Genomic DNA, 19398 nt, shown 5'->3' with positions numbered 1-19398 from the left:
CCGGAAAGCCAGCAAAACAAGGGGCAGAACGCTGCGTTAATGGCTTATCAGGAAAGATTTGCCACTCTTATCAGGGCAGCGAACAGGTCCAAAACGGATCCCGCTACCGCAGGTAAATCGCCTGCCAGACGATGACGCGAAATTGGTGCGATGCAAGGCCTGCACAGGTCCGGACCACATGACCTGTCAGGGTGCCCGCGCCGGAGCTTCCGGAAAGGGTAAAACCCATGATGAAGACGACGTTCAAGTTGAAGACCATGTTGCGCGCGGCCGTAATTGCCTCTCTCGCGGTACCGCTCATGTCCGCCATGCCCGCGGTCGGGCAAACCAGTTCCAGCTGCGCCCCGCGCGATCAGGTGATCAAACGGCTTGCCGAACGCTACGGCGAAAGCAGGCAAAGCATCGGCATCGGCCAACGTGGCATGGTGATGGAAACCTTTGCATCAGCGGATACCGGCAGCTGGACGATCACTGTAACCAACCCTTCTGGTGTGACGTGCCTCGTGGCGTCTGGACAATCCTACGAAATGCTGGCCGAGGCTCTGCCGAATACCGACAGCGACGTGTGATGTGGCAGACGCACTTTTCGCCTTGCGGAGGGGAGCCCGCAGGCACAGTCTTCTACACAGCCGTCTAAGTCAGCCCGTCCCAGATCAGCTTGGTCCCCGTGACCATCAGCAGCACGTAGGTGAGCCCAAAAAACAGCCGCTCGGGCACACGGTGGTGCAGTTTCACGCCGATCCAGGTGCCGATCAGCGCAAAAGGTGCAAGCATCAGATCCAGCGTCAAGGATGCAGGCGTCACCAATCCAAAGGCCGCATAAGGCAGAAATTTCGCGGCATTCAGCACCCCGAAGACCAGAACCGTACTGGCCTGATATTCGGTTTTGCTCATCCGCCGACCGAGCAAATAGACAGCCGCAGGCGGGCCGCCTGCATGGCTCACGAAGCTGGTGAAGCCTGCAACAACGCCAGCAATCAGCCCGACGGCATTTGCCCTGTCGCGAGGCTGAGACAATCGCGCCCTTAGCCCCTCTGACAACTGCCAGACAACAAATCCAACGGATAGAACGCCGATCAGCACCCGCATTCCATCCGCATCAACCGAGCGATAAAACACCGCGCCAAGACCCACCCCAGGCAATCCCCCGGCAATCAGCAACAGCGACTCTCTCAGCCGCCATCGCCCCCAGTAGGGCCGCAGTGATGCGACATCAATCAACATCAACAGGGGCAGCATGAACGCCAGCGCGACCCCCGGCTCCACAATCAGAGCAAGAATCGAAGACGAGGCAAAGGCCGCACCTGATCCAAAGCCACCTTTTGAGATGCCCGCAAAAGTGACAGCCAAAACAGCCACGACAAAAAACATAACCGTGATTTCAGGCATCAGCAGAAACCTTCTAAGCCCCTCAAATGTCGCCTCTTTAGCGCTTATCGTCGGATTCGAATAGCCTGCGGCACATTCCCCCTGCCCCCGCATGGATCTTGCGCGACGGGACGGAACGCCGTAGTCCTCGCGGCAATCACAACCGGACCGGAGATAAATTCCAATGGCTCGACCCAAAATCGCCCTGATTGGCGCAGGTCAGATCGGTGGCACACTTGCCCACCTCGCAGCACTGAAAGAACTCGGCGACGTCGTCCTGTTCGACATTGCCGAAGGCATCCCAGAAGGCAAGGCACTGGACATCGCAGAATCCGGTCCTTCGGAAGGCTTTGACGCAAGCCTCAAGGGCACTCAGTCCTACGAGGACATCGCAGGCGCAGACGTCTGCATCGTCACCGCCGGTGTACCGCGCAAGCCCGGCATGAGCCGCGATGACCTGCTGGGTATCAACCTCAAGGTCATGAAATCCGTTGGCGAAGGCATCCGTGACCACGCGCCGAACGCATTTGTTATCTGCATCACCAACCCGCTGGATGCGATGGTCTGGGCGCTGCGCGAATTCTCTGGTCTGCCCCATGAGAAAGTTTGCGGCATGGCAGGCGTTCTGGACTCCGCCCGCTTCCGTCACTTCCTGGCCGAAGAATTCAACGTCTCGATGAAGGACGTTACCGCCTTTGTTCTGGGCGGCCACGGCGACACCATGGTTCCGCTGACCCGCTATTCCACCGTGGCAGGCATTCCTTTGCCCGACCTGGTGAAAATGGGCTGGACCAGCCAGGAGAAGCTGGACGCCATCGTTCAGCGCACCCGTGATGGCGGCGCCGAGATCGTTGGCCTGCTGAAGACCGGTTCTGCATTCTATGCACCTGCGACCTCTGCCATCGAAATGGCCGAAGCCTACCTGAAAGACCAGAAGCGCGTTCTGCCCTGCGCGGCCTATGTTGATGGCGCCCTGGGTCTGAACGGCATGTATGTCGGCGTCCCGACCGTGATCGGCGCTGGTGGCATTGAGCGTATCATCGACATCAAGATGACCGCCGACGAACAGGCCATGTTCGACAACTCTGTCAACGCGGTGAAGGGCCTGGTTGAAGCCTGCAAAGGTATCGACGGTTCCCTGGCCTAATCGGCCTGACACGATCAAGCTCTGTACAAAGGCCCACCTCTCGAGGTGGGCCTTTGTCATTTCAGCGCCGGGCATATGATGCCGCATTTGGCGGCTTGGTTGTCGGCACTGACCTGTTTGAGACGGTGAAATTTGTTCTTCAGCCGTTCTCGAATCAAATCCGTTCACGATTGATAAATTTGTGATCACACGCTGGAAACCCGTGATCACAAATTAGAGAAATCTTCGGGATTTCTTTACCAGCCCACAGAAAACCCTTTAAACATTGGCCTGATAACGGCGTATTAGTCACGACAATTGCAGCCAGACGGGACAGTTTCAGATGAACATCCACGAATATCAGGCCAAGGCCCTCCTCCGCAGCTACGGCGCGCCGGTTTCCGACGGGCGCGTGGTTCTCAAGGCGGAAGACGCCAAAACAGCAGCTGGTGAACTGGACGGGCCCCTCTGGGTGGTCAAGGCCCAGATCCACGCAGGTGGCCGCGGCAAAGGCTCCTTCAAGGAAGCCGACGCAGGTGAAAAGGGCGGTGTGCGCCTGACCAAATCGGTCGAAGAAGCCGCCGAAGAAGCCAAGAAAATGCTGGGCCGCACCCTTGTGACCCACCAGACCGGCCCGGCCGGCAAGCAGGTGAACCGCATCTACATCGAAGCCGGCTCCGGCATCCAGACCGAGCTGTACCTCGCTCTGTTGGTGGATCGCCAGACCTCGCGCATCTCTTTTGTGTGCTCCACCGAAGGCGGCATGGACATCGAGGAAGTGGCCGAAGCCACCCCCGAAAAGATCCTGTCGTTCTCCGTTGATCCGGCAACTGGCTACCAGGCGTTCCACGGTCGCCGCATTGCCTTCTCGCTTGGTCTTGAAGGCGCGCAGGTCAAACAATGCGTTCAGCTGATGGGCCAGCTTTACAAGGCATTTGTCGAAAAAGACATGGAAATGCTGGAGATCAACCCGCTGATCATCGCCGATGACGGCAACCTCAAGGTGCTGGACGCCAAGGTCGGCTTTGACGGCAACGCGGTCTACCGCCACGCCGATATCTCCGAACTGCGCGACACCACCGAGGAAGATCCCAAGGAACTGGAAGCCTCCAAATACGACCTGAACTACATCGCACTCGACGGTGAGATCGGCTGCATGGTGAACGGTGCGGGTCTGGCGATGGCCACCATGGACATCATCAAACTCTACGGCGCTGAGCCTGCGAACTTCCTCGACGTGGGTGGCGGCGCCACCAAGGAGAAAGTGACCGAGGCGTTCAAGATCATCACCTCTGACCCCAACGTCAAAGGCATCCTGGTCAACATCTTCGGCGGCATCATGCGCTGCGACGTCATCGCCGAAGGCGTGGTTGCCGCGGTGAAAGAGGTCGGCCTGAAGGTTCCGCTGGTTGTCCGTCTCGAGGGCACCAACGTGGAAGCCGGCAAAGACATCATCAACAACTCCGGTCTTGATGTCATCGCAGCCGACAACCTGTCCGACGGCGCCGAGAAGATCGTGAAAGCGGTTAAGGGTTAAATCGGAATGTTGCGCTTTGCTCTGCTTTCAGTGGCATTTCTTGCGGCGGCAAATCCTGCGTCAGCCGCCACTTTCTTTGCCGAGAATGTAGACGGAGCTCAGACGCTTGAAGTGTTGGATGCCCCTAATTTCTGGTCTCCAGAAACCGCAGACGCAACGATCTTCCTTTACCCCGAAATTGAAGTTCATTCGCAACTTGGAACGATGACGCTGGCGATGACCTGCATCATCCCCAAGAGCTCAAATTCGAATGTGGAACTGGCGCTCTCCTTCACCGGAGAAGGCATTCTTGGCTACAAACGCGCGATCTCATCGGTCGGCAATAGCCGCACAATGTTTGCCACGTTCTCAACACCGTTTAAGTAACAGGAGACTCCCCAAATGGCAGTCCTCATCGACGAAAACACCAAGGTCATCTGTCAGGGCTTTACCGGCTCGCAGGGCACATTCCACTCTGAACAGGCCATTGCCTATGGCACCAAAATGGTCGGCGGCGTCACGCCCGGCAAGGGTGGCCAGACCCACCTGAACCTGCCGGTCTTCAACTCCGTGCATGAAGCCAAGCACGTGACCGAAGCCAATGCCTCTGTGATCTACGTGCCGCCGCCCTTTGCTGCGGACTCCATCCTCGAGGCGATCGACGCCGAGATGGAGCTGATCGTCTGCATCACCGAAGGCATCCCGGTGCTGGACATGATGAAAGTGAAGCGCGCGCTGGAAGACAGCAAATCGCGCCTGATCGGCCCGAACTGCCCCGGTGTGATTACCCCGGATGCCTGCAAGATCGGCATTATGCCCGGCCACATCCACAAACGTGGCTCGGTCGGTGTTGTGTCCCGCTCGGGCACCCTGACCTATGAGGCGGTAAAGCAGACTGCAGACATCGGTCTTGGCCAGTCCACTGCGGTTGGCATCGGCGGCGACCCGATCAAAGGCACCGAGCACATCGACGTGCTGGACATGTTCCTGGACGATCCGGAAACCGAATCCATCATCATGATCGGTGAAATCGGCGGCTCTGCCGAAGAGGAAGCTGCAGAATTCCTCGCCGAGCAGAAGAAAAAAGGTCGCTGGAAGCCGGTTGCCGGTTTCATCGCAGGCCGCACCGCCCCTCCGGGCCGTCGCATGGGCCATGCCGGTGCGATCGTCGCAGGCGGCAAAGGTGGCGCCGAGGACAAGATCGAAGCGATGAAGTCCGCTGGTATCGTTGTCGCCGACAGCCCCGCCACCCTGGGCGAAGCTGTTCTGAAGGCCATCGGCAAATAATGCCAGAGGCTGCCCCATACGGCACCCAAGATCTCTTTCCGGACGGGCCTGAACCGTCTGTCCGGAAAATGAGCGCCTGTAACGGGCGCTCTTCTTCCCGTTTCAGGGATCCTTTTGTCGATAGGATTGTTACCTCCAGAGGCCGATCTTATCTGCTGCAGGATTCCGCAGGCGTTTTACTCTTCCGAAACGCCTTCTGATCAGGCTGCAACACATTGACCCTTGGTCGCACCAAAACCGGTCCCAACCCGCAAGAGGTACATACATGACCGACCAGAGCCCAAATGAACTCTTCCATGCTTCCTCCTTCATGCAGGGGCACAACGCTGAGTATCTGGAGCAGCTCTATGCCCAATACGCCAACGATCCCAACGCGGTCGATGCAGCCTGGGCCGAGTTTTTCCGCCAGATGGGAGACGCAGAGCTCGATGTGAAGGCAGAAGCAGCCGGCCCCTCCTGGGCCCGCGCCGACTGGCCACCTGCCCCGAATGACGATCTGACGGCCGCGCTGACAGGAGAATGGCCTGCCCCGGCAGAGGCCAAAGGTGCAGGCAAGAAGATCAAGGAACAGGCTGCGGCCAAAGGCGTCGAAGTAACCGACGATCAGGTCCAGCGCGCTGTTCTGGATTCGATCCGCGCCCTGATGCTGATCCGCGCCTACCGGATCCGCGGTCATCTGGCAGCCAATCTGGATCCGCTTGGCATGCGCGAAGATGCGCAGCACCCGGAACTGGACCCACGCACCTATGGCTTTGGCGAATCCGACATGGACCGCCCGATCTTCATCGACAACGTTCTGGGCCTGCAGGTTGCGTCCATGCGCCAGATCGTCGACATCGTGAAACGCACCTACTGCGGCACCTTCGCCCTGCAGTACATGCATATTTCCGACCCTGAACAGTCCAGCTGGCTGAAAGAGCGGATCGAAGGCTACGGCAAGGAAATCCAGTTCACCCGCGAAGGTCGCAAGGCGATCCTCAACAAGATGGTTGAGGCCGAGGGTTTCGAGAAATTCCTACACGTCAAATACATGGGCACCAAGCGCTTTGGCCTTGATGGGGGCGAAAGCCTGATCCCCGCGATGGAGCAGATCATCAAACGCGGTGGCAATCTCGGTGTTCAGGAAATCGTCATCGGCATGCCCCACCGGGGGCGTCTGTCGGTGCTCGCCAACGTGATGCAGAAACCCTATCGGGCGATCTTCAACGAATTCCAGGGCGGCAGCTTCAAACCAGAAGACGTGGATGGTTCCGGCGACGTGAAATACCACCTCGGCGCCTCCTCCGATCGTGAATTTGATGGCAACTCCGTCCACCTGTCGCTGACAGCCAACCCCTCGCACCTTGAGGCGGTGAACCCGGTTGTCCTGGGCAAGGTGCGTGCCAAACAGGATCAGCTGAACGATGCAGACCGCAGCAAGGTCCTGCCAATCCTGCTGCACGGCGATGCTGCCTTTGCGGGTCAGGGCGTTGTGGCCGAATGCTTTGCCCTGTCCGGTCTTCGCGGTCACAAGGCCGGCGGCACCATCCATATCGTCGTGAACAACCAGATCGGCTTTACCACAGCGCCGCATTTCTCGCGCTCCTCGCCCTATCCCACCGACAACGCGCTGGTGGTAGAGGCGCCGATCTTCCACGTGAACGGTGACGATCCGGAAGCCGTGGTTCATGCCGCCAAGGTGGCCACCGAATTCCGTCAGAAATTCCACAAGGATGTCGTGATCGACATCTTCTGCTACCGCCGGTTTGGTCACAACGAGGGCGATGAGCCCATGTTCACCAACCCGCTCATGTACAAGAAGATCAAGGGTCACAAGACCACCCTGTCGCTGTACACCGAGCGCCTGGTCAAGGACGGTCTGATCCCGGAAGGCGAAATCGAAGACATGAAGGCCGCATTCCAGGCGCGCCTGAACGAAGAATTCGAAGCCGGCAAGGAATACAAACCGAACAAAGCCGACTGGCTGGATGGCCGCTGGTCTCACCTCGACAAGAAGGAAGAGGACTATCAGCGCGGTCAAACCGCCATCACTCCTGAAACCTTCAAGGAAGTCGGCACCGCGCTGACGCGCGTACCAGAGGGATTCGCCGTCCATAAAACCATCGGCCGCTTCCTCGATTCCCGTGCCAAGATGATCGAGAACGGCGAAGGCATCGATTGGGCAACCGGCGAGGCACTGGCCTATGGTTCGTTGCTCACCGAAGGCTACCCCGTGCGCCTGGCCGGTCAGGACGCAACCCGCGGCACCTTCTCGCAGCGCCATTCCGGCATCGTCAATCAGGACACCGAGGAACGGTTCTATCCGCTGAACAACATCCGCAGCGGTCAGTCCCAGTATGAGGTGATCGACTCCGCGCTCTCCGAATATGCTGTGCTCGGCTTCGAATACGGCTACTCACTCGCTGAGCCGAACGCCTTGACCCTCTGGGAAGCGCAGTTTGGCGACTTCGCCAACGGTGCGCAGATCATGTTCGATCAGTTCATCTCCTCCGGCGAAAGCAAATGGTTGCGGATGTCCGGTCTGGTCTGCCTGCTGCCGCACGGTTTTGAGGGCCAAGGACCAGAGCACTCCTCTGCGCGTCTCGAACGCTTCCTGCAGATGTGTGGTCAGGACAACTGGATCGTGGCGAACTGCACGACACCGGCCAACTACTTCCACATCCTGCGCCGCCAGCTGCACCGCACCTTCCGCAAGCCGCTGATCCTGGTCACGCCGAAATCCCTGCTGCGCCACAAACTGGCCGTCAGCAAGGCCGAGGAGTTCACCACTGGCTCGTCCTTCCACCGTGTTCTGTGGGATGATGCCCAGCATGGCAACTCCGACACCAAGCTGGTCGCGGATGACAAAATCAAGCGCGTGGTGCTCTGCTCGGGCAAGGTCTATTACGACCTGCTGGAAGAACGCGACGCGCGCGGCATCGATGATGTCTATCTGATGCGGATCGAACAATATTACCCGTTCCCGGCCATCTCTCTGGTCAAGGAGCTTGAGCGCTTCAAAGGCGCCGAGATGGTCTGGTGTCAGGAAGAGCCCAAGAACCAGGGCGCCTGGAGCTTCATCGAACCAAACATCGAATGGGTGCTGACGCGCATCGGCGCCAAGCACAGCCGCCCGACCTATGTCGGTCGTGCCACTTCGGCTTCGCCCGCAACGGGCCTGGCCAGCGAACACAAAGCCCAACAAGCTGCGCTCGTGAACGAAGCGCTGAGCATCGAAGGATAACACCCCATGACCACCGAAGTTCGCGTGCCCACCCTGGGCGAATCCGTGACCGAAGCCACCGTCGCCACCTGGTTCAAGAAACCCGGCGATGCCGTTGCCGCAGACGAAATGCTCTGCGAGCTGGAAACCGATAAGGTCACCGTTGAAGTTCCGGCCCCTGCTGCCGGTACTCTGGGCGAGATCGTTGCAGGTGAAGGCGAAACCGTAGGTGTTGACGCGCTTCTGGCGACCATCACCGAAGGCGGCTCAGCCGCCGCCTCCGCACCTGCGGCGTCTGCCCCGGCAGCGACCAGCGACGCCCCCGCAGGCGATGCCGGCGCCGCCACCGATGTCATGGTTCCCACCCTCGGCGAATCCGTGAGCGAGGCCACGGTCTCCACATGGTTCAAGAAGGTCGGTGACAGCGTCGCACAGGACGAAATGCTCTGCGAACTGGAAACCGATAAGGTCTCGGTTGAAGTCCCCTCGCCAGTTGCGGGCGTTCTGACCGAAATCACCGCTGCAGAGGGCAGCACCGTAGATGCCTCTGCCAAGCTTGGCGTGATCTCCGGCGGTGCCTCTGGTGCCGTGACCCCGACACCCACCAAGGATGAGACCGCAGGTGGTGCCCAGTACACCACGCCCCCCGCAGGTCAGGGTGGCCCGGCCAAGGACGTTGCAAATGCGCCCTCTGCTGAAAAGGCAATGGCAGAGGCCGGTCTGTCCGCTGATCAGGTTCAGGGCACCGGCCGAGATGGTCGCATCATGAAAGATGACGTCGCCCGCGCCGTGGCCGCAGCCGCTGCCGCCCCAGCTGCGAGCACATCTGCACCGGCCGCCGCCGCGCCAGTGCGCGCACCTGTCGCCGCAGACGACGCAGCCCGCGAAGAGCGGGTGAAAATGACCCGCCTTCGCCAGACCATCGCCAAGCGCCTGAAGGACAGCCAGAACACCGCTGCCATGCTCACCACCTACAACGAGGTCGACATGACCGAGGTGATGGCGCTGCGCAACGAGTACAAGGACCTGTTCCTGAAGAAGCACGGCGTGAAACTGGGCTTCATGTCCTTCTTCACCAAGGCCTGCTGCCACGCGCTGAAGGAAGTGCCCGAGGTCAACGCCGAGATCGACGGCACCGACATCGTCTACAAGAACTTCGTTCACATGGGCATCGCCGCAGGCACGCCCACGGGTCTGGTGGTTCCGGTCATCCGCGACGCAGATGCAATGTCGTTCGCTGACATCGAAAAAGCGATTGCCGAAAAAGGCGCCCGCGCCCGTGACGGAAAACTGTCGATGGCTGAAATGCAGGGCGGCACCTTCACCATCTCCAACGGCGGCGTCTACGGCTCGCTGATGTCCTCGCCGATCCTGAACCCGCCGCAATCCGGTATCCTGGGCATGCACAAGATCCAGGACCGCCCAATGGCGATCAATGGCAAGGTGGAAATCCGCCCGATGATGTATCTGGCGCTGTCCTATGACCACCGCATCGTCGACGGCAAAGGCGCCGTGACCTTCCTCGTGCGCGTTAAGGAAGCGCTGGAAGACCCCCGCCGCCTGCTGATGGATCTGTAAAAGCACTGGGTTCGCCCGACCTACCGGGCGAACCCCTTCCTTTTGCGACGCGCGTCGCAAGGGCACCAAATTGGCAGAATTTGTTTTGACCAAATGACCCCAGAACTCACCGCCCTCACCCTCGCCGCGCTCTTGCAGGTGTTTCAGATCGCTCTGATGGCCGTGCCTGCAAACTTGGAGCTGGGCCAAGGAAAGACGCTCGGTCCGCGCGACCGGGACAGGCTGGGCGGTGATCTGCGCGATCAGCTCTCTACCCGCACTGCGCGTCTGCACCGGGCAATGTCGAACCATTTCGAGGGGCTGATCCTCTTTGCCGTCGCCTGCGTGGTTCTCGCCATTGCAGACAAATCCTCTGCCCTGACCACGGCCTGTGCCTATGCATATCTGGCCGCACGGGTCCTCTACATTCCGGCCTACGCTTTTGGCTGGGTTCCCTGGCGGTCTCTGATCTGGGCCGTCGGTTATCTGGCCACCACCCTCATGTTGATTGCGGCCCTGACATGAGCCGTCATCTTTCCCGAAATACTCCGGGGGAGGCGCATGGCGCCGGGGGCAGCGCCCCCTCTCCCGTTCAACCCAAAAGGAGCACATCCAAATGGCATCCTATGACGTGATCATCATCGGCGCGGGCCCCGGCGGCTATGTCAGCGCCATCCGCTGCGCCCAGCTGGGCCTGAAAACCGCGATCGTCGAGGGCCGCGAAACCCTCGGCGGGACCTGCCTGAACGTGGGTTGCATCCCCTCCAAGGCGCTCTTGCACGCGACTCACTCCCTGCACGAGGCAGAGCACAACTTTGCCAAGATGGGCCTGAAGGGGAAATCTCCGTCGGTCGATTGGGACCAGATGAAGGCCTACAAGGATGATGTCATCGGCCAGAACACCGGCGGCGTCGAGTTCCTGATGAAAAAGAACAAGATCGACTGGCTGAAAGGCTGGGCCTCCATCCCCGAAGCAGGCAAGGTCAAGGTCGGCGATGATGTCCACGAGACAAAGAACATCGTGATCGCATCGGGTTCTGTTCCGTCTGCCCTGCCGGGCGTTGAGGTCGACAACGACAAGGGCATCGTCGTGGACAGCACCGGCGCGCTGGAGCTGCCGAAGATTCCAAAGAAAATGGTCGTGATCGGCGCTGGCGTGATCGGGCTCGAACTGGGTTCGGTCTATGCACGCCTCGGCTCTGAGGTGACGGTCGTTGAATACATGGATGCCGTCTGCCCGGGCATGGACAAGGACGTACAGCGCACCTTTAAGCGGATCCTTGAAAAGCAGGGGCTGAACTTCATTATGGGGGCGGCTGTTCAGGGTGTGGAGACCACCAAAACCAAGGGCAAGGTCAAATACGCGCTGAAGAAGAAGCCTGATGAAGAGCAGACACTCGACGCGGATGTGGTGCTGGTGGCAACAGGGCGCAAACCCTATGCCGAAGGTCTGGGTCTTGATGCACTTGGCATCAAAATGACCGAGCGCGGCCAGATCGCCACCGACGCACATTGGGCGACCAACGTCAAAGGCATCTATGCAATCGGCGATGTCATCGAAGGTCCGATGCTGGCGCACAAAGCCGAGGATGAAGGCATGGCCGTTGCCGAGGTCATCGCAGGCAAGCATGGCCATGTGAACTACGGCGTCATTCCCGGCGTGGTCTACACCACTCCCGAGGTTGCGAATGTCGGCGCGACCGAAGACGCGCTCAAGGCCGAAGGTCGCAAGATCAAGGTTGGCAAGTTCAACTTCATGGGCAATGGCCGCGCCAAAGCGGTGCATCAGGGCGATGGCTTTGTGAAGCTGATCGTTGATGGCGAAACCGACCGTATTCTCGGCGCGTCGATCATTGGCCCGGCAGCCGGCGACCTCATCCATGAGATCTGTGTCGCGATGGAATTCGGGGCCTCCGCCGAGGATCTGGCCCTCACCTGCCATGCCCACCCGACCTATTCCGAGGCCGTCCGCGAAGCCGCCCTTGCCTGCGGTGACGGCGCGATCCACAGCTGATGATCTGGCAGGAAATAGGGTGCCTTGCGCCTTGATCTCCTGCTAGACAGCAACAACACCAAAGCGGCCCCCATTGGTGGGCCGCTTTCTCATGAGGAGGAAGCCCCGCGATGACCGTCAGCCTGCAAGTGATCTACCCTGCATCCGAAGATGCGACATTTGACTTTGACTACTACGAGAAGACCCATCTTCCCCTTGTGGAGGAACACTGGGGCGATCTGATGGACACGGTCGAAGCGTCGCGCGGGATTGCCAGCGGTCCGGACGTACCGCCAGCATTTCTGCTGATCGCAACAATCACCTTTCCGGATATGGAAACGCTCGACACTGCGATGGCGGAAAAGGGTGGACCAATCATCGATGATGTCGCGAATTTCACCAACATCCGCCCACAGATCCTTATCGGTGACGTGCTGATGAGCTGATGTGATTTGGATAAGGCACCGTTTCTGAGATGGTGCCTTGTTCCTGCCTGCTCACCACATGGTTTTGGCGGCACGCGGTGCCCATGCCTCATCGTAGGCCTGGCCGCCTTCTTCACCTGCGGTTTGCTCGGCGAGGATGTCGCCCATCGAGGGCAGGCCTTCGCTCTCGTCGCCCGACGTCCAGGTGCGGGCGCGCATAAGGGCGCGGGCGCATTGGCTGTAGATCTCGCGGATTTTGATGACAATCACCGTTCGCGGCTGCTTGCCTGCCTTTTCAAACCGAGCCAGCAAATCCGGGTCCGCAGTCACCTGCGCCATCCCGTTGACCCGCACGACATTGTTGGATCCGGGCACCAGAAACATCAAAGATACCCGCCCATCACGGACGATATTGCGCAAACTGTCGATACGGTTGTTGCCTCGCCAATCCGGCAGAGCCAGCGTGCCCGGATCAAGTTCAAGCACCACGGGACCATCATCGCCGCGGGGGCTGTCGTCTGTGCCTTCAGGGCCGACAGTGGCTAACATGCACAGTCGCGAGGCCATGATCCACTTACGATAAAGCGGCGTCATCTGGCCCGCAACTTTGCGCAGCGAAGGCGCCCCCGGTGTCCCGTAGAGCGCCTCCAGGTCTTCAACGGTTGTCAGAAACTCCATCGCGCACGAACCCCGCTTCCTGCATCAAAGCATCAGACCGCGTCTCTACGCGCTCTTCCAATGTCGTCATGAAGGTGTCGCGCTCAAGCCCCGGTTCAATCGGTTCCAGGAACTCCACCACCGCCACACCCGGTTTGCGCATGATACCCTTGCGCGGCCACAGAACGCCGACATTTGTGGCTACCGGCACACAGGGCTGATTCAGCTGTTCATAGAGAATGGCGGTGCCAACCTTGTATTCCTTTTGCGCGCCGGGGGCGACGCGTGTGCCTTGGGGGTAGATGACCAGCTGGCCTGCATCCTGCCGTCCGGCTTCGACCTCCTGCACCATTTTCTGAATGGCCGCCCCACGCTTGCCGCGATCAACCGCCACGCAGTCCAGAAGTTTGGCATATTGGCCAATCACCGGCGTCCGCAGGATTTCCTTTTTCATGATGAACTTTGCGGTCGGAAGCGCGGTAAAGATCATCATGATATCAAGAAAAGACTGGTGTTTTGCGGCAATCAGCACCTCTCCCTGCGGGACCGGTCCACGGACTTCGCAGCGGATGCCGACCATCAGGCGGGCAGTCCAGAACACATAGCGGGAATAGCTTTTGCAGCAGACCCGTGCGCCCCGTTTGCTGAAAATCGCCCAAGGTGCGAAGACCAGGCCAAAGATCGGCATCATCAGATAGATCTGAAAAACAAAAATGGCCGAAATCAGCCAGCGAAATGCAGTCTTCACGCCAAATCTCCAAGACGTTTGTTGGCCGCACGAGTGGTTGCGGCAAAGGCGACGATGGCGCCAAGTAGCGGAATGAGCAACGGCAGCAACCAGGTCCAGCCCTGAAAGCCCAGACCCGTCAGGAAACCGCCCTCGCGTGAGGCTTCGGGCATCAGCCAGACGCCGACCATGCCAAGCGCAATCCCAACAGACGCCCCCACCAGAGCCCGAAGGGTGAAGCGGCGAATGAATGCCTGCGCAATATAGCTGTCCAGTGCGCCGACCAGACGAAGGACCTCGATCACCTGCGCATTGGCCGCAAGCGCCGCGTTGGCGGCAAGGGTAATCATCGCGGCAGTTGCCCCACCAATCAGCAGGATGGACACCCACGCGAGACGGCGCAGCGCCTGCGCAGCGTCGACAAGCGGCGCACGCCAACGCGTGTGGTCATCCAGGATCGCGCCCGGCACCTCGGCCTGCAAGCGCAGCCGCAGACCGGTTGCGTCATACCCTGGCTCGCCCTCGATGACTTCGATCAGTTGAGGAACCGGCAGGTTGTCCAACGGCAGTTCAGCCCCGAACCAGGGCGCCAGCAAAGCCGCCTGCTCTTCCCGGCTGAGCGCACGAGCAGAGGCCACGCCCGGTGTCTGGTCCAGAATAGCCAGGGCTGCTTCGGTTTGTGCCGCGCGCTGTTCTGCCGGAGCGTTGATCCGCAGGGTTGCGGCGCGGGCCAATTCATCCGCCCAGCGGTCGGCGAGACGGCCAGAGGCAAGCGACAGGGCTAGGGCGAAAACCGCGAGGAAAGCCATCGCACCAGACACAAAGAGAGTGAGCTGCGCGGTAAATCCGCTGGGCGGCACAACCCGGTCGGCCTGGGCATCCCCGATGATCAGATTACGCAAACGGCTCAGGCTCATAGATCTGCTCCTGCCTGCTGCAACTGACGGTTTGAAATCCGCAAAACCCGTGCCTGGACCTGCTTCTTGGCCGCACGGATCAGCGATAGATCATGGGTCGCGACCAGCACTGTCTTGCCCATATGGTTCAGCTCGACCAGCAACTGGAGAAGCCGCTGGGACATTTCCCAGTCCACATTCCCCGTCGGTTCATCCGCGATAATGACGTCCGGCGACAGGATCACCGACCGCGCCAAAGCCGCGCGCTGGCGCTCGCCGCCGGACAGTTCGGGGGGCGTCGCATGGGCGCGTTCTGACAGGCCAACCCAAGTCAGAAGTTCCCGCAGATTGGCCTCTTCCTGCGTTATGTCACGGCCGGAAACCGTCAGTGGCAAGGCGATGTTCTCCAGCACAGACAGGTGATCCAGAAAGCGACAGTCCTGATGGACAACCCCGACACGGCGGCGCAGGAATGCCATCTGATCGCGGTCCAAGCCATTGATATCCATGTTGAATGCACGGGCACGCCCAGATGTGGGTGTCAGCGCACCGTAGCACAGCTTAAGCAATGTGGTCTTGCCTGCGCCAGATGGCCCTGTCAGGAAATGAAACGATCCCGGTGCCAGTTTGACTGACACGTTGCTCAGCAGTTCACCGCCGCCGTAGTTATACCCCACATTGTCCAGCTCGATCACGGCGGCCCCCTCTTGGTCTTGGCTGTTTTGCCCGACTGTGCCGACAGTTTCAATGCCTGCGCTGTTGCCAGCACACAGCGGTTGCATCACGCCGATGCGACCCTGCGCGATTGGCTCTTCCTTGAAAGCCCGGAACTGCCTATGATTATTAAACAATCATCCGCCGACAGCCGCCCGGACCCCCCCCGGAGCCACCCAGGTCCCAAGGAGTGACCCATGCGACTGACATGTCCGAATTGTGCCGCCCAGTATGAGGTGCCCGATGACGTGATCCCGGACGAGGGGCGGGATGTGCAATGTTCGAACTGCGGACAGACCTGGTTTCAGGCAGGCGCGAACACCCAAGGGGCTGCGATCGCGTCTCCCCCGCTGGCGGATCAGCAGGCTTGGGTTGAGGACGATGAACAGCGCGCTGATCTCCCGTCTGAAGAGATCCAGACAGAACGCGCCGCCACTGCTACAAGCGCATCCGCAGACGAAGATACTGTGGAAACGGATCCCGGGCTGGATCATGAGGCGGACGTTGCTGATACAGCCACGACCGAAGAGCATGCCGATGACGTAGATGAGCCCGGTCCAGAGGAGACAGAGACCACCGCTCCCGCTCCGCGTGGGTTGGATCCTGCGATCAGCGATATTCTGCGCGAAGAGGCCGAGCGCGAAGCCAACCTGCGCGCGGCAGAGGCCAACAGCCTGCAAAGCCAACCTGACCTCGGTCTCGATTCCCTGCCGGAAGAAGCCTCTGCCCGCCGGGCCAGAGAGGCACGAGAGCAGATGGCCCGCATGCGCGGCGAAGATCCGCAACAGCTCGCCAATGAGGACACGGAATCGCGGCGGGGCCTCCTGCCGAATATCGACGAAATCAACTCCACACTGCGCTCTGGCGAGACCAGCACAGCCGCCATCGCACCGCCCGTTGACGCCCCCGCACCAAGGAAAAAGCGCAGCTTTACTCGCGGTTTTGCATTGGCGATCCTCGTCGCTCTTGCATTGGCAATGGCCTATGACAACGCCCCGTTGATTGCGCAAAAGGTGCCACAGGCCGACCCGTATCTGTCCAGCTATGTGGCCAAAGTGGATGCCGCCAGATTGTGGCTGGATACGCAGGTGCGGGCCTTCACGGTCCAACAGTGATGCGCTGACAGGCCTGCGGGCCTAAACCGGCTTCAGAACCTGTCCAGCAGGCGCTCCAGATAGCTGCGTTCGGTGTCACTGCGCTCGCGCTCTCCTGCGCGCCTGCGAATTTCCTCAAGCAGATCCCAGGCCCGGCGATAGGCCTGACCTTCACTAAAGGCCCCATCCGCCGATCCGCCATCGCCGTTTTCGCCATTGCGCCGACCCAGCGGATCAAGGCCATTGCCCTGACTGGAAGTTGCTGCGCGCCCCTGCCCCTGCTGTTGGCCAGGTTGCTGTTGGTTCGCCAGCGCATCCCCCAAGGCGCGCATGCCTTCACGCAGGGCTTCCATTGCCTCGGACTGGCGATCGATCGCCTCTGCCAGATCTCCCTCCCTCAGCGCTTCTTCAGCGCCTTCCATGGCGCGACCTGCCTGATCAAGCGCGTCCTCAGCGGCCTGCCCTGCCGCGCCACCGCCCTCCGGAAGGCCTTGCTGCTGAGAGCGCAACTGGTCGCGCAGCGCCTGCTGGCGGTCGGCAAGTGATCCGCCCCCTTGTTGGCGGTCACCCGGCTGGCCTGACTGACCGCCGCCTTCTGCGCCACCGCTTTCACCGCGTGTCCCGCCGTTCTCGCCGGGTTGTCGCGGACCTTCGGAATTGCCAGAACCGGGCCGATCTCCCTGACCGCCCTGATTGCCCTGACCACCCTCATGGGATTGCCCCCGACCAAGCCCGCCATTCCGCCCCTCATTGCCCTGGCTCTCGCCGCGGCGGGCACCGGGGTTGAATTGCTCCTGCAAGTCGCGAAAGGCCTGATCGGACAAACCTTGCTGTTCACGCAAGGTTTCTGCCAAGTCTTCCATGCTTTGTTGGCCCGGCTCTCCGCCCTCGCCCTGCTGGCCTTGGGTGACCTGCATATTTTCCATCATCTGCTGAAATTCACGCAGAGCCTGTTCCGCCTCCGCCATTCGGCCCTGTTCCATCAGCTCCTGGATGCGATCCATCATGGATTGCAGATCCTGCTGGCTCAGGGTCATGGCGTTTTCGTTCTGGCCGGTGTCCGGCCTGTCTGTCCCGTCGCCCTCCTGCTGGGCCTGGCGCTGCAGCTGACGCAGGTAGTCCTGGGTCGCATCGCGCAGCTGTTGCATAAGGCGCGCGATTTCTTCGTCACTGGCCCCGTCACGCATCGCCTGGCTCAGCTGTTCCTGTGCACGCTGCATCCGCGCAAGCGCATCCCCAACATCGCCTTCTTCCAGATGAATGGCGAGTTCCCACAGCGCCTCGGCCAGTTCTTCCTGACGCTCTGACGTCAGGGCGTCTTCTGCCGTGGCCCGTTCCAGCCGACGCAGGATTGTGCGCAGACGCAGGTAGTCGCCATGATCACGGAAAACCTCTGCTGGATAGGTCGACAGCGTGCGAAGGATCTGCGCAACCCTCGGTGCATTGGCCCGCGCCCACAGAAGATCTCGGCGTTGCTCTGCAATGGCGGCAGCCATCGGATCAAAGAACCGTCGCGTCACCAGCGGCGCCTTCAGCACCTCAGCGAGGGCTGTTTGCCCCGCGGCATCCTCTACCGTCATGTTGTATGTGACAGGCAGGTTGGCCCACGGATGCTTGGCAAAGGCATCAATCATCTGCTCTTCAAACGCGGTGCGATCACCAGTCAGCGGCAGGGGCAGGTCGAGCAAGATGGGCTCTCGCGGGTCGGGAGCAACTGCAAACCCGTGCTGCCTTTCCAATGCCGCCTGATCAAGCGTGATCTCAACCCGACCACCTGCTACGCCATAATCGTCGCTGGCCTCGAAGCTGAGAGAAGTGGTGTCATCACCTTCCAACTGCGGAGTTCCGGTTATCGTCACAGCGGGCGGACGATCGTCGATAACAGACACGGCCCATGCGCGCCCGCCGGGTCCGTTGATCGCCATGTCTCCCGACTGGGTGACTTCAAAACTCTGCTCCGGCTCGGCTGCAGACGGCAGATCGCCTGTGCGACCAGATACGGTTTCATCCAGCGTCAGATCCCCGACCTCACCGTAAAACCGCAACGTGATGCGGCTTCCCTCCGGAACGGACAGCGCGGGGTCGCTCTGATCGTTCAGGTACAGCACCGGCAGGCCGGTGTAGCGAGGGGGTTCGACCCAGCCCTCCCAGGTCGGACCTGCAGCAGCCGCAGCGGCACCTGGCGCCATCTCACCAATGCTCCCCGCCCGCCAGATGGATCCGAACAGCAGGGCGGCCGTCAACATAAGAAGAGCAACATAGCGCAATGCAAATGGGTCGGCCCGGCGGACAGAAAGATCCGGGACCGGAGCAACCGCTGTTGCCGCACGCGCCTGCATCCTGCGCTGATGCGCCGACCAGAGGGCCTGTGACGCCGGATCATCCCCACCGATGCCCTGGGTATCAAGAATTGCAGCAATAGGATGCCCCGGAAGCGTCGCATCCAGGCGGGCAAGCGCATCGCCTGAATTTGGCAAGCTGAATTGCCACATCCCGTAGCCTGCGGCGCCCAATCCAGCCAGAACCGTCAGAACAGCACCGGTCCAGACCAGCTCAACAGGCAACTGTTCGTGCAACCCCAGCATGAGGGTCGCAAGGGCAAGCATCACGATAGAAACAAGGGGCCAGAACGCGTGCACCAGCCGCTCTGCCAAAAGCCCCAGCCAAGTGAGCCGCAAAGGCCACTTTAACGAAGCAAGACGCGGATCAGAAAGCCGGATGCGCCCAGAGCCTGACGGACCGGACACCTTAGGGTGCCCGGATGTCGATGTCATCTCCGTTTCGGCCTTGCGGCGGAACTCTGCATCATTGGCCATTGCGGCGGCGCCTCCGATAA

17 protein-coding genes are annotated in these 19398 nt (G+C 60.4%); 11 read left to right on the top strand and 6 right to left on the bottom strand.

What is annotated here, in order from left to right:
• The first annotated feature begins 227 nt into the window (after positions 1 to 227).
• Positions 228 to 569: a hypothetical protein gene (locus KUV39_RS05080; protein WP_244998245.1), complete on the top strand. Its 342-nt coding sequence runs from the start codon at positions 228 to 230 to the stop codon at positions 567 to 569.
• A 64-nt stretch (positions 570 to 633) separates the two neighbouring features.
• Here the strand turns inward: KUV39_RS05080 and KUV39_RS05075 are convergent, their stop codons facing one another.
• Complete coding sequence (locus KUV39_RS05075; protein WP_046210593.1) at positions 634 to 1389, bottom strand: sulfite exporter TauE/SafE family protein; 756 nt, start codon at positions 1387 to 1389, stop codon at positions 634 to 636.
• Between the two features lie 163 nt (positions 1390 to 1552).
• On the opposite strand from KUV39_RS05075, the gene mdh reads away from it, so the two are divergent.
• From mdh to KUV39_RS05030, 9 genes are all read left to right on the top strand, one after another.
• Positions 1553 to 2515: a malate dehydrogenase gene (gene mdh / locus KUV39_RS05070; protein ID WP_008561518.1), complete on the top strand. Its 963-nt coding sequence runs from the start codon at positions 1553 to 1555 to the stop codon at positions 2513 to 2515.
• Between the two features lie 322 nt (positions 2516 to 2837).
• The gene (gene sucC, locus KUV39_RS05065) at positions 2838 to 4031 is read left to right on the top strand and encodes an ADP-forming succinate--CoA ligase subunit beta (protein ID WP_008561724.1); all 1194 of its coding nucleotides are present in this window, start codon (positions 2838 to 2840) and stop codon (positions 4029 to 4031) included.
• Between the two features lie 6 nt (positions 4032 to 4037).
• Positions 4038 to 4397, top strand: a complete 360-nt coding sequence (locus KUV39_RS05060; protein WP_222459125.1) for a hypothetical protein — start codon at positions 4038 to 4040, stop codon at positions 4395 to 4397.
• 15 nt (positions 4398 to 4412) lie between these two features.
• On the top strand, positions 4413 to 5297 hold the full coding sequence (gene sucD, locus KUV39_RS05055) for a succinate--CoA ligase subunit alpha (RefSeq protein ID WP_008559701.1): 885 nt from the start codon (positions 4413 to 4415) through the stop codon (positions 5295 to 5297).
• A gap of 265 nt (positions 5298 to 5562) precedes the next feature.
• Complete coding sequence (locus KUV39_RS05050) at positions 5563 to 8520, top strand: 2-oxoglutarate dehydrogenase E1 component (protein WP_008562243.1); 2958 nt, start codon at positions 5563 to 5565, stop codon at positions 8518 to 8520.
• Positions 8521 to 8526: 6 nt separating this feature from the next.
• Positions 8527 to 10077, top strand: a complete 1551-nt coding sequence (gene odhB, locus KUV39_RS05045) for a 2-oxoglutarate dehydrogenase complex dihydrolipoyllysine-residue succinyltransferase (RefSeq protein WP_050672817.1) — start codon at positions 8527 to 8529, stop codon at positions 10075 to 10077.
• Between the two features lie 93 nt (positions 10078 to 10170).
• Entirely contained in the window at positions 10171 to 10581 is a 411-nt protein-coding gene (locus KUV39_RS05040; protein WP_222459124.1) for an MAPEG family protein, read from the top strand.
• 91 nt (positions 10582 to 10672) lie between these two features.
• Positions 10673 to 12070 carry a dihydrolipoyl dehydrogenase gene (gene lpdA, locus KUV39_RS05035; protein ID WP_008558888.1) on the top strand — a complete coding sequence of 466 codons (1398 nt, stop codon included), beginning with the start codon at positions 10673 to 10675 and terminating at the stop codon, positions 12068 to 12070.
• Between the two features lie 110 nt (positions 12071 to 12180).
• Entirely contained in the window at positions 12181 to 12495 is a 315-nt protein-coding gene (locus KUV39_RS05030) for an EthD family reductase (RefSeq protein ID WP_008559254.1), read from the top strand.
• A 51-nt stretch (positions 12496 to 12546) separates the two neighbouring features.
• Here the strand turns inward: KUV39_RS05030 and KUV39_RS05025 are convergent, their stop codons facing one another.
• The 4 genes from KUV39_RS05025 to KUV39_RS05010 are packed head-to-tail and all read right to left on the bottom strand — an operon-like array spanning position 12547 to position 15449.
• The gene (locus KUV39_RS05025) at positions 12547 to 13152 is read right to left on the bottom strand and encodes a pyridoxamine 5'-phosphate oxidase family protein (RefSeq protein WP_222459123.1); all 606 of its coding nucleotides are present in this window, start codon (positions 13150 to 13152) and stop codon (positions 12547 to 12549) included.
• Positions 13130 to 13879: a lysophospholipid acyltransferase family protein gene (locus KUV39_RS05020; protein WP_046210586.1), complete on the bottom strand. Its 750-nt coding sequence runs from the start codon at positions 13877 to 13879 to the stop codon at positions 13130 to 13132. Before KUV39_RS05020 ends, KUV39_RS05025 begins: the two co-directional genes overlap by 23 nt.
• Positions 13876 to 14775, bottom strand: coding sequence for a cell division protein FtsX (locus KUV39_RS05015; RefSeq protein ID WP_222459122.1), 900 nt, complete (start codon positions 14773 to 14775; stop codon positions 13876 to 13878). The genes KUV39_RS05020 and KUV39_RS05015 overlap by 4 nt, the downstream gene beginning before the upstream one ends.
• The gene (locus tag KUV39_RS05010; protein ID WP_037302978.1) at positions 14772 to 15449 is read right to left on the bottom strand and encodes a cell division ATP-binding protein FtsE; all 678 of its coding nucleotides are present in this window, start codon (positions 15447 to 15449) and stop codon (positions 14772 to 14774) included. Before KUV39_RS05010 ends, KUV39_RS05015 begins: the two co-directional genes overlap by 4 nt.
• A gap of 216 nt (positions 15450 to 15665) precedes the next feature.
• On the opposite strand from KUV39_RS05010, the gene KUV39_RS05005 reads away from it, so the two are divergent.
• The gene (locus KUV39_RS05005) at positions 15666 to 16583 is read left to right on the top strand and encodes a zinc-ribbon domain-containing protein (RefSeq protein ID WP_222459121.1); all 918 of its coding nucleotides are present in this window, start codon (positions 15666 to 15668) and stop codon (positions 16581 to 16583) included.
• Positions 16584 to 16615: 32 nt separating this feature from the next.
• On the opposite strand, the gene KUV39_RS05000 is transcribed toward KUV39_RS05005, so the two are convergent.
• Positions 16616 to 19378, bottom strand: a complete 2763-nt coding sequence (locus tag KUV39_RS05000; RefSeq protein ID WP_222459120.1) for a TIGR02302 family protein — start codon at positions 19376 to 19378, stop codon at positions 16616 to 16618.
• Between the last annotated feature and the right edge of the window lie 20 nt (positions 19379 to 19398).

The organism is Phaeobacter italicus (assembly GCF_019801785.1).
GTDB lineage: Bacteria > Pseudomonadota > Alphaproteobacteria > Rhodobacterales > Rhodobacteraceae > Phaeobacter > Phaeobacter italicus.
Note: the sequence above shows the minus strand (reverse complement) of the source record. Positions and strands in the feature narration are given on the sequence as shown.

What these genes read in the sequence shown, in the direction of transcription:
- KUV39_RS05005 (WP_222459121.1), top strand. Translation starts at nt 15,666, where the DNA reads ATGCGACTGACATGTCCGAATTGTGCCGCCCAGTATGAGGTGCCCGAT.
- KUV39_RS05080 (WP_244998245.1), top strand. Translation starts at nt 228, where the DNA reads ATGATGAAGACGACGTTCAAGTTGAAGACCATGTTGCGCGCGGCCGTA.
- KUV39_RS05025 (WP_222459123.1), bottom strand. Translation starts at nt 13,152, where the DNA reads ATGGAGTTTCTGACAACCGTTGAAGACCTGGAGGCGCTCTACGGGACA.
- KUV39_RS05075 (WP_046210593.1), bottom strand. Translation starts at nt 1,389, where the DNA reads ATGCCTGAAATCACGGTTATGTTTTTTGTCGTGGCTGTTTTGGCTGTC.
- mdh (WP_008561518.1), top strand. Translation starts at nt 1,553, where the DNA reads ATGGCTCGACCCAAAATCGCCCTGATTGGCGCAGGTCAGATCGGTGGC.
- KUV39_RS05015 (WP_222459122.1), bottom strand. Translation starts at nt 14,775, where the DNA reads ATGAGCCTGAGCCGTTTGCGTAATCTGATCATCGGGGATGCCCAGGCC.
- odhB (WP_050672817.1), top strand. Translation starts at nt 8,527, where the DNA reads ATGACCACCGAAGTTCGCGTGCCCACCCTGGGCGAATCCGTGACCGAA.
- KUV39_RS05060 (WP_222459125.1), top strand. Translation starts at nt 4,038, where the DNA reads ATGTTGCGCTTTGCTCTGCTTTCAGTGGCATTTCTTGCGGCGGCAAAT.
- lpdA (WP_008558888.1), top strand. Translation starts at nt 10,673, where the DNA reads ATGGCATCCTATGACGTGATCATCATCGGCGCGGGCCCCGGCGGCTAT.
- KUV39_RS05030 (WP_008559254.1), top strand. Translation starts at nt 12,181, where the DNA reads ATGACCGTCAGCCTGCAAGTGATCTACCCTGCATCCGAAGATGCGACA.
- KUV39_RS05000 (WP_222459120.1), bottom strand. Translation starts at nt 19,378, where the DNA reads ATGGCCAATGATGCAGAGTTCCGCCGCAAGGCCGAAACGGAGATGACA.
- sucC (WP_008561724.1), top strand. Translation starts at nt 2,838, where the DNA reads ATGAACATCCACGAATATCAGGCCAAGGCCCTCCTCCGCAGCTACGGC.
- KUV39_RS05050 (WP_008562243.1), top strand. Translation starts at nt 5,563, where the DNA reads ATGACCGACCAGAGCCCAAATGAACTCTTCCATGCTTCCTCCTTCATG.
- KUV39_RS05040 (WP_222459124.1), top strand. Translation starts at nt 10,171, where the DNA reads ATGACCCCAGAACTCACCGCCCTCACCCTCGCCGCGCTCTTGCAGGTG.
- sucD (WP_008559701.1), top strand. Translation starts at nt 4,413, where the DNA reads ATGGCAGTCCTCATCGACGAAAACACCAAGGTCATCTGTCAGGGCTTT.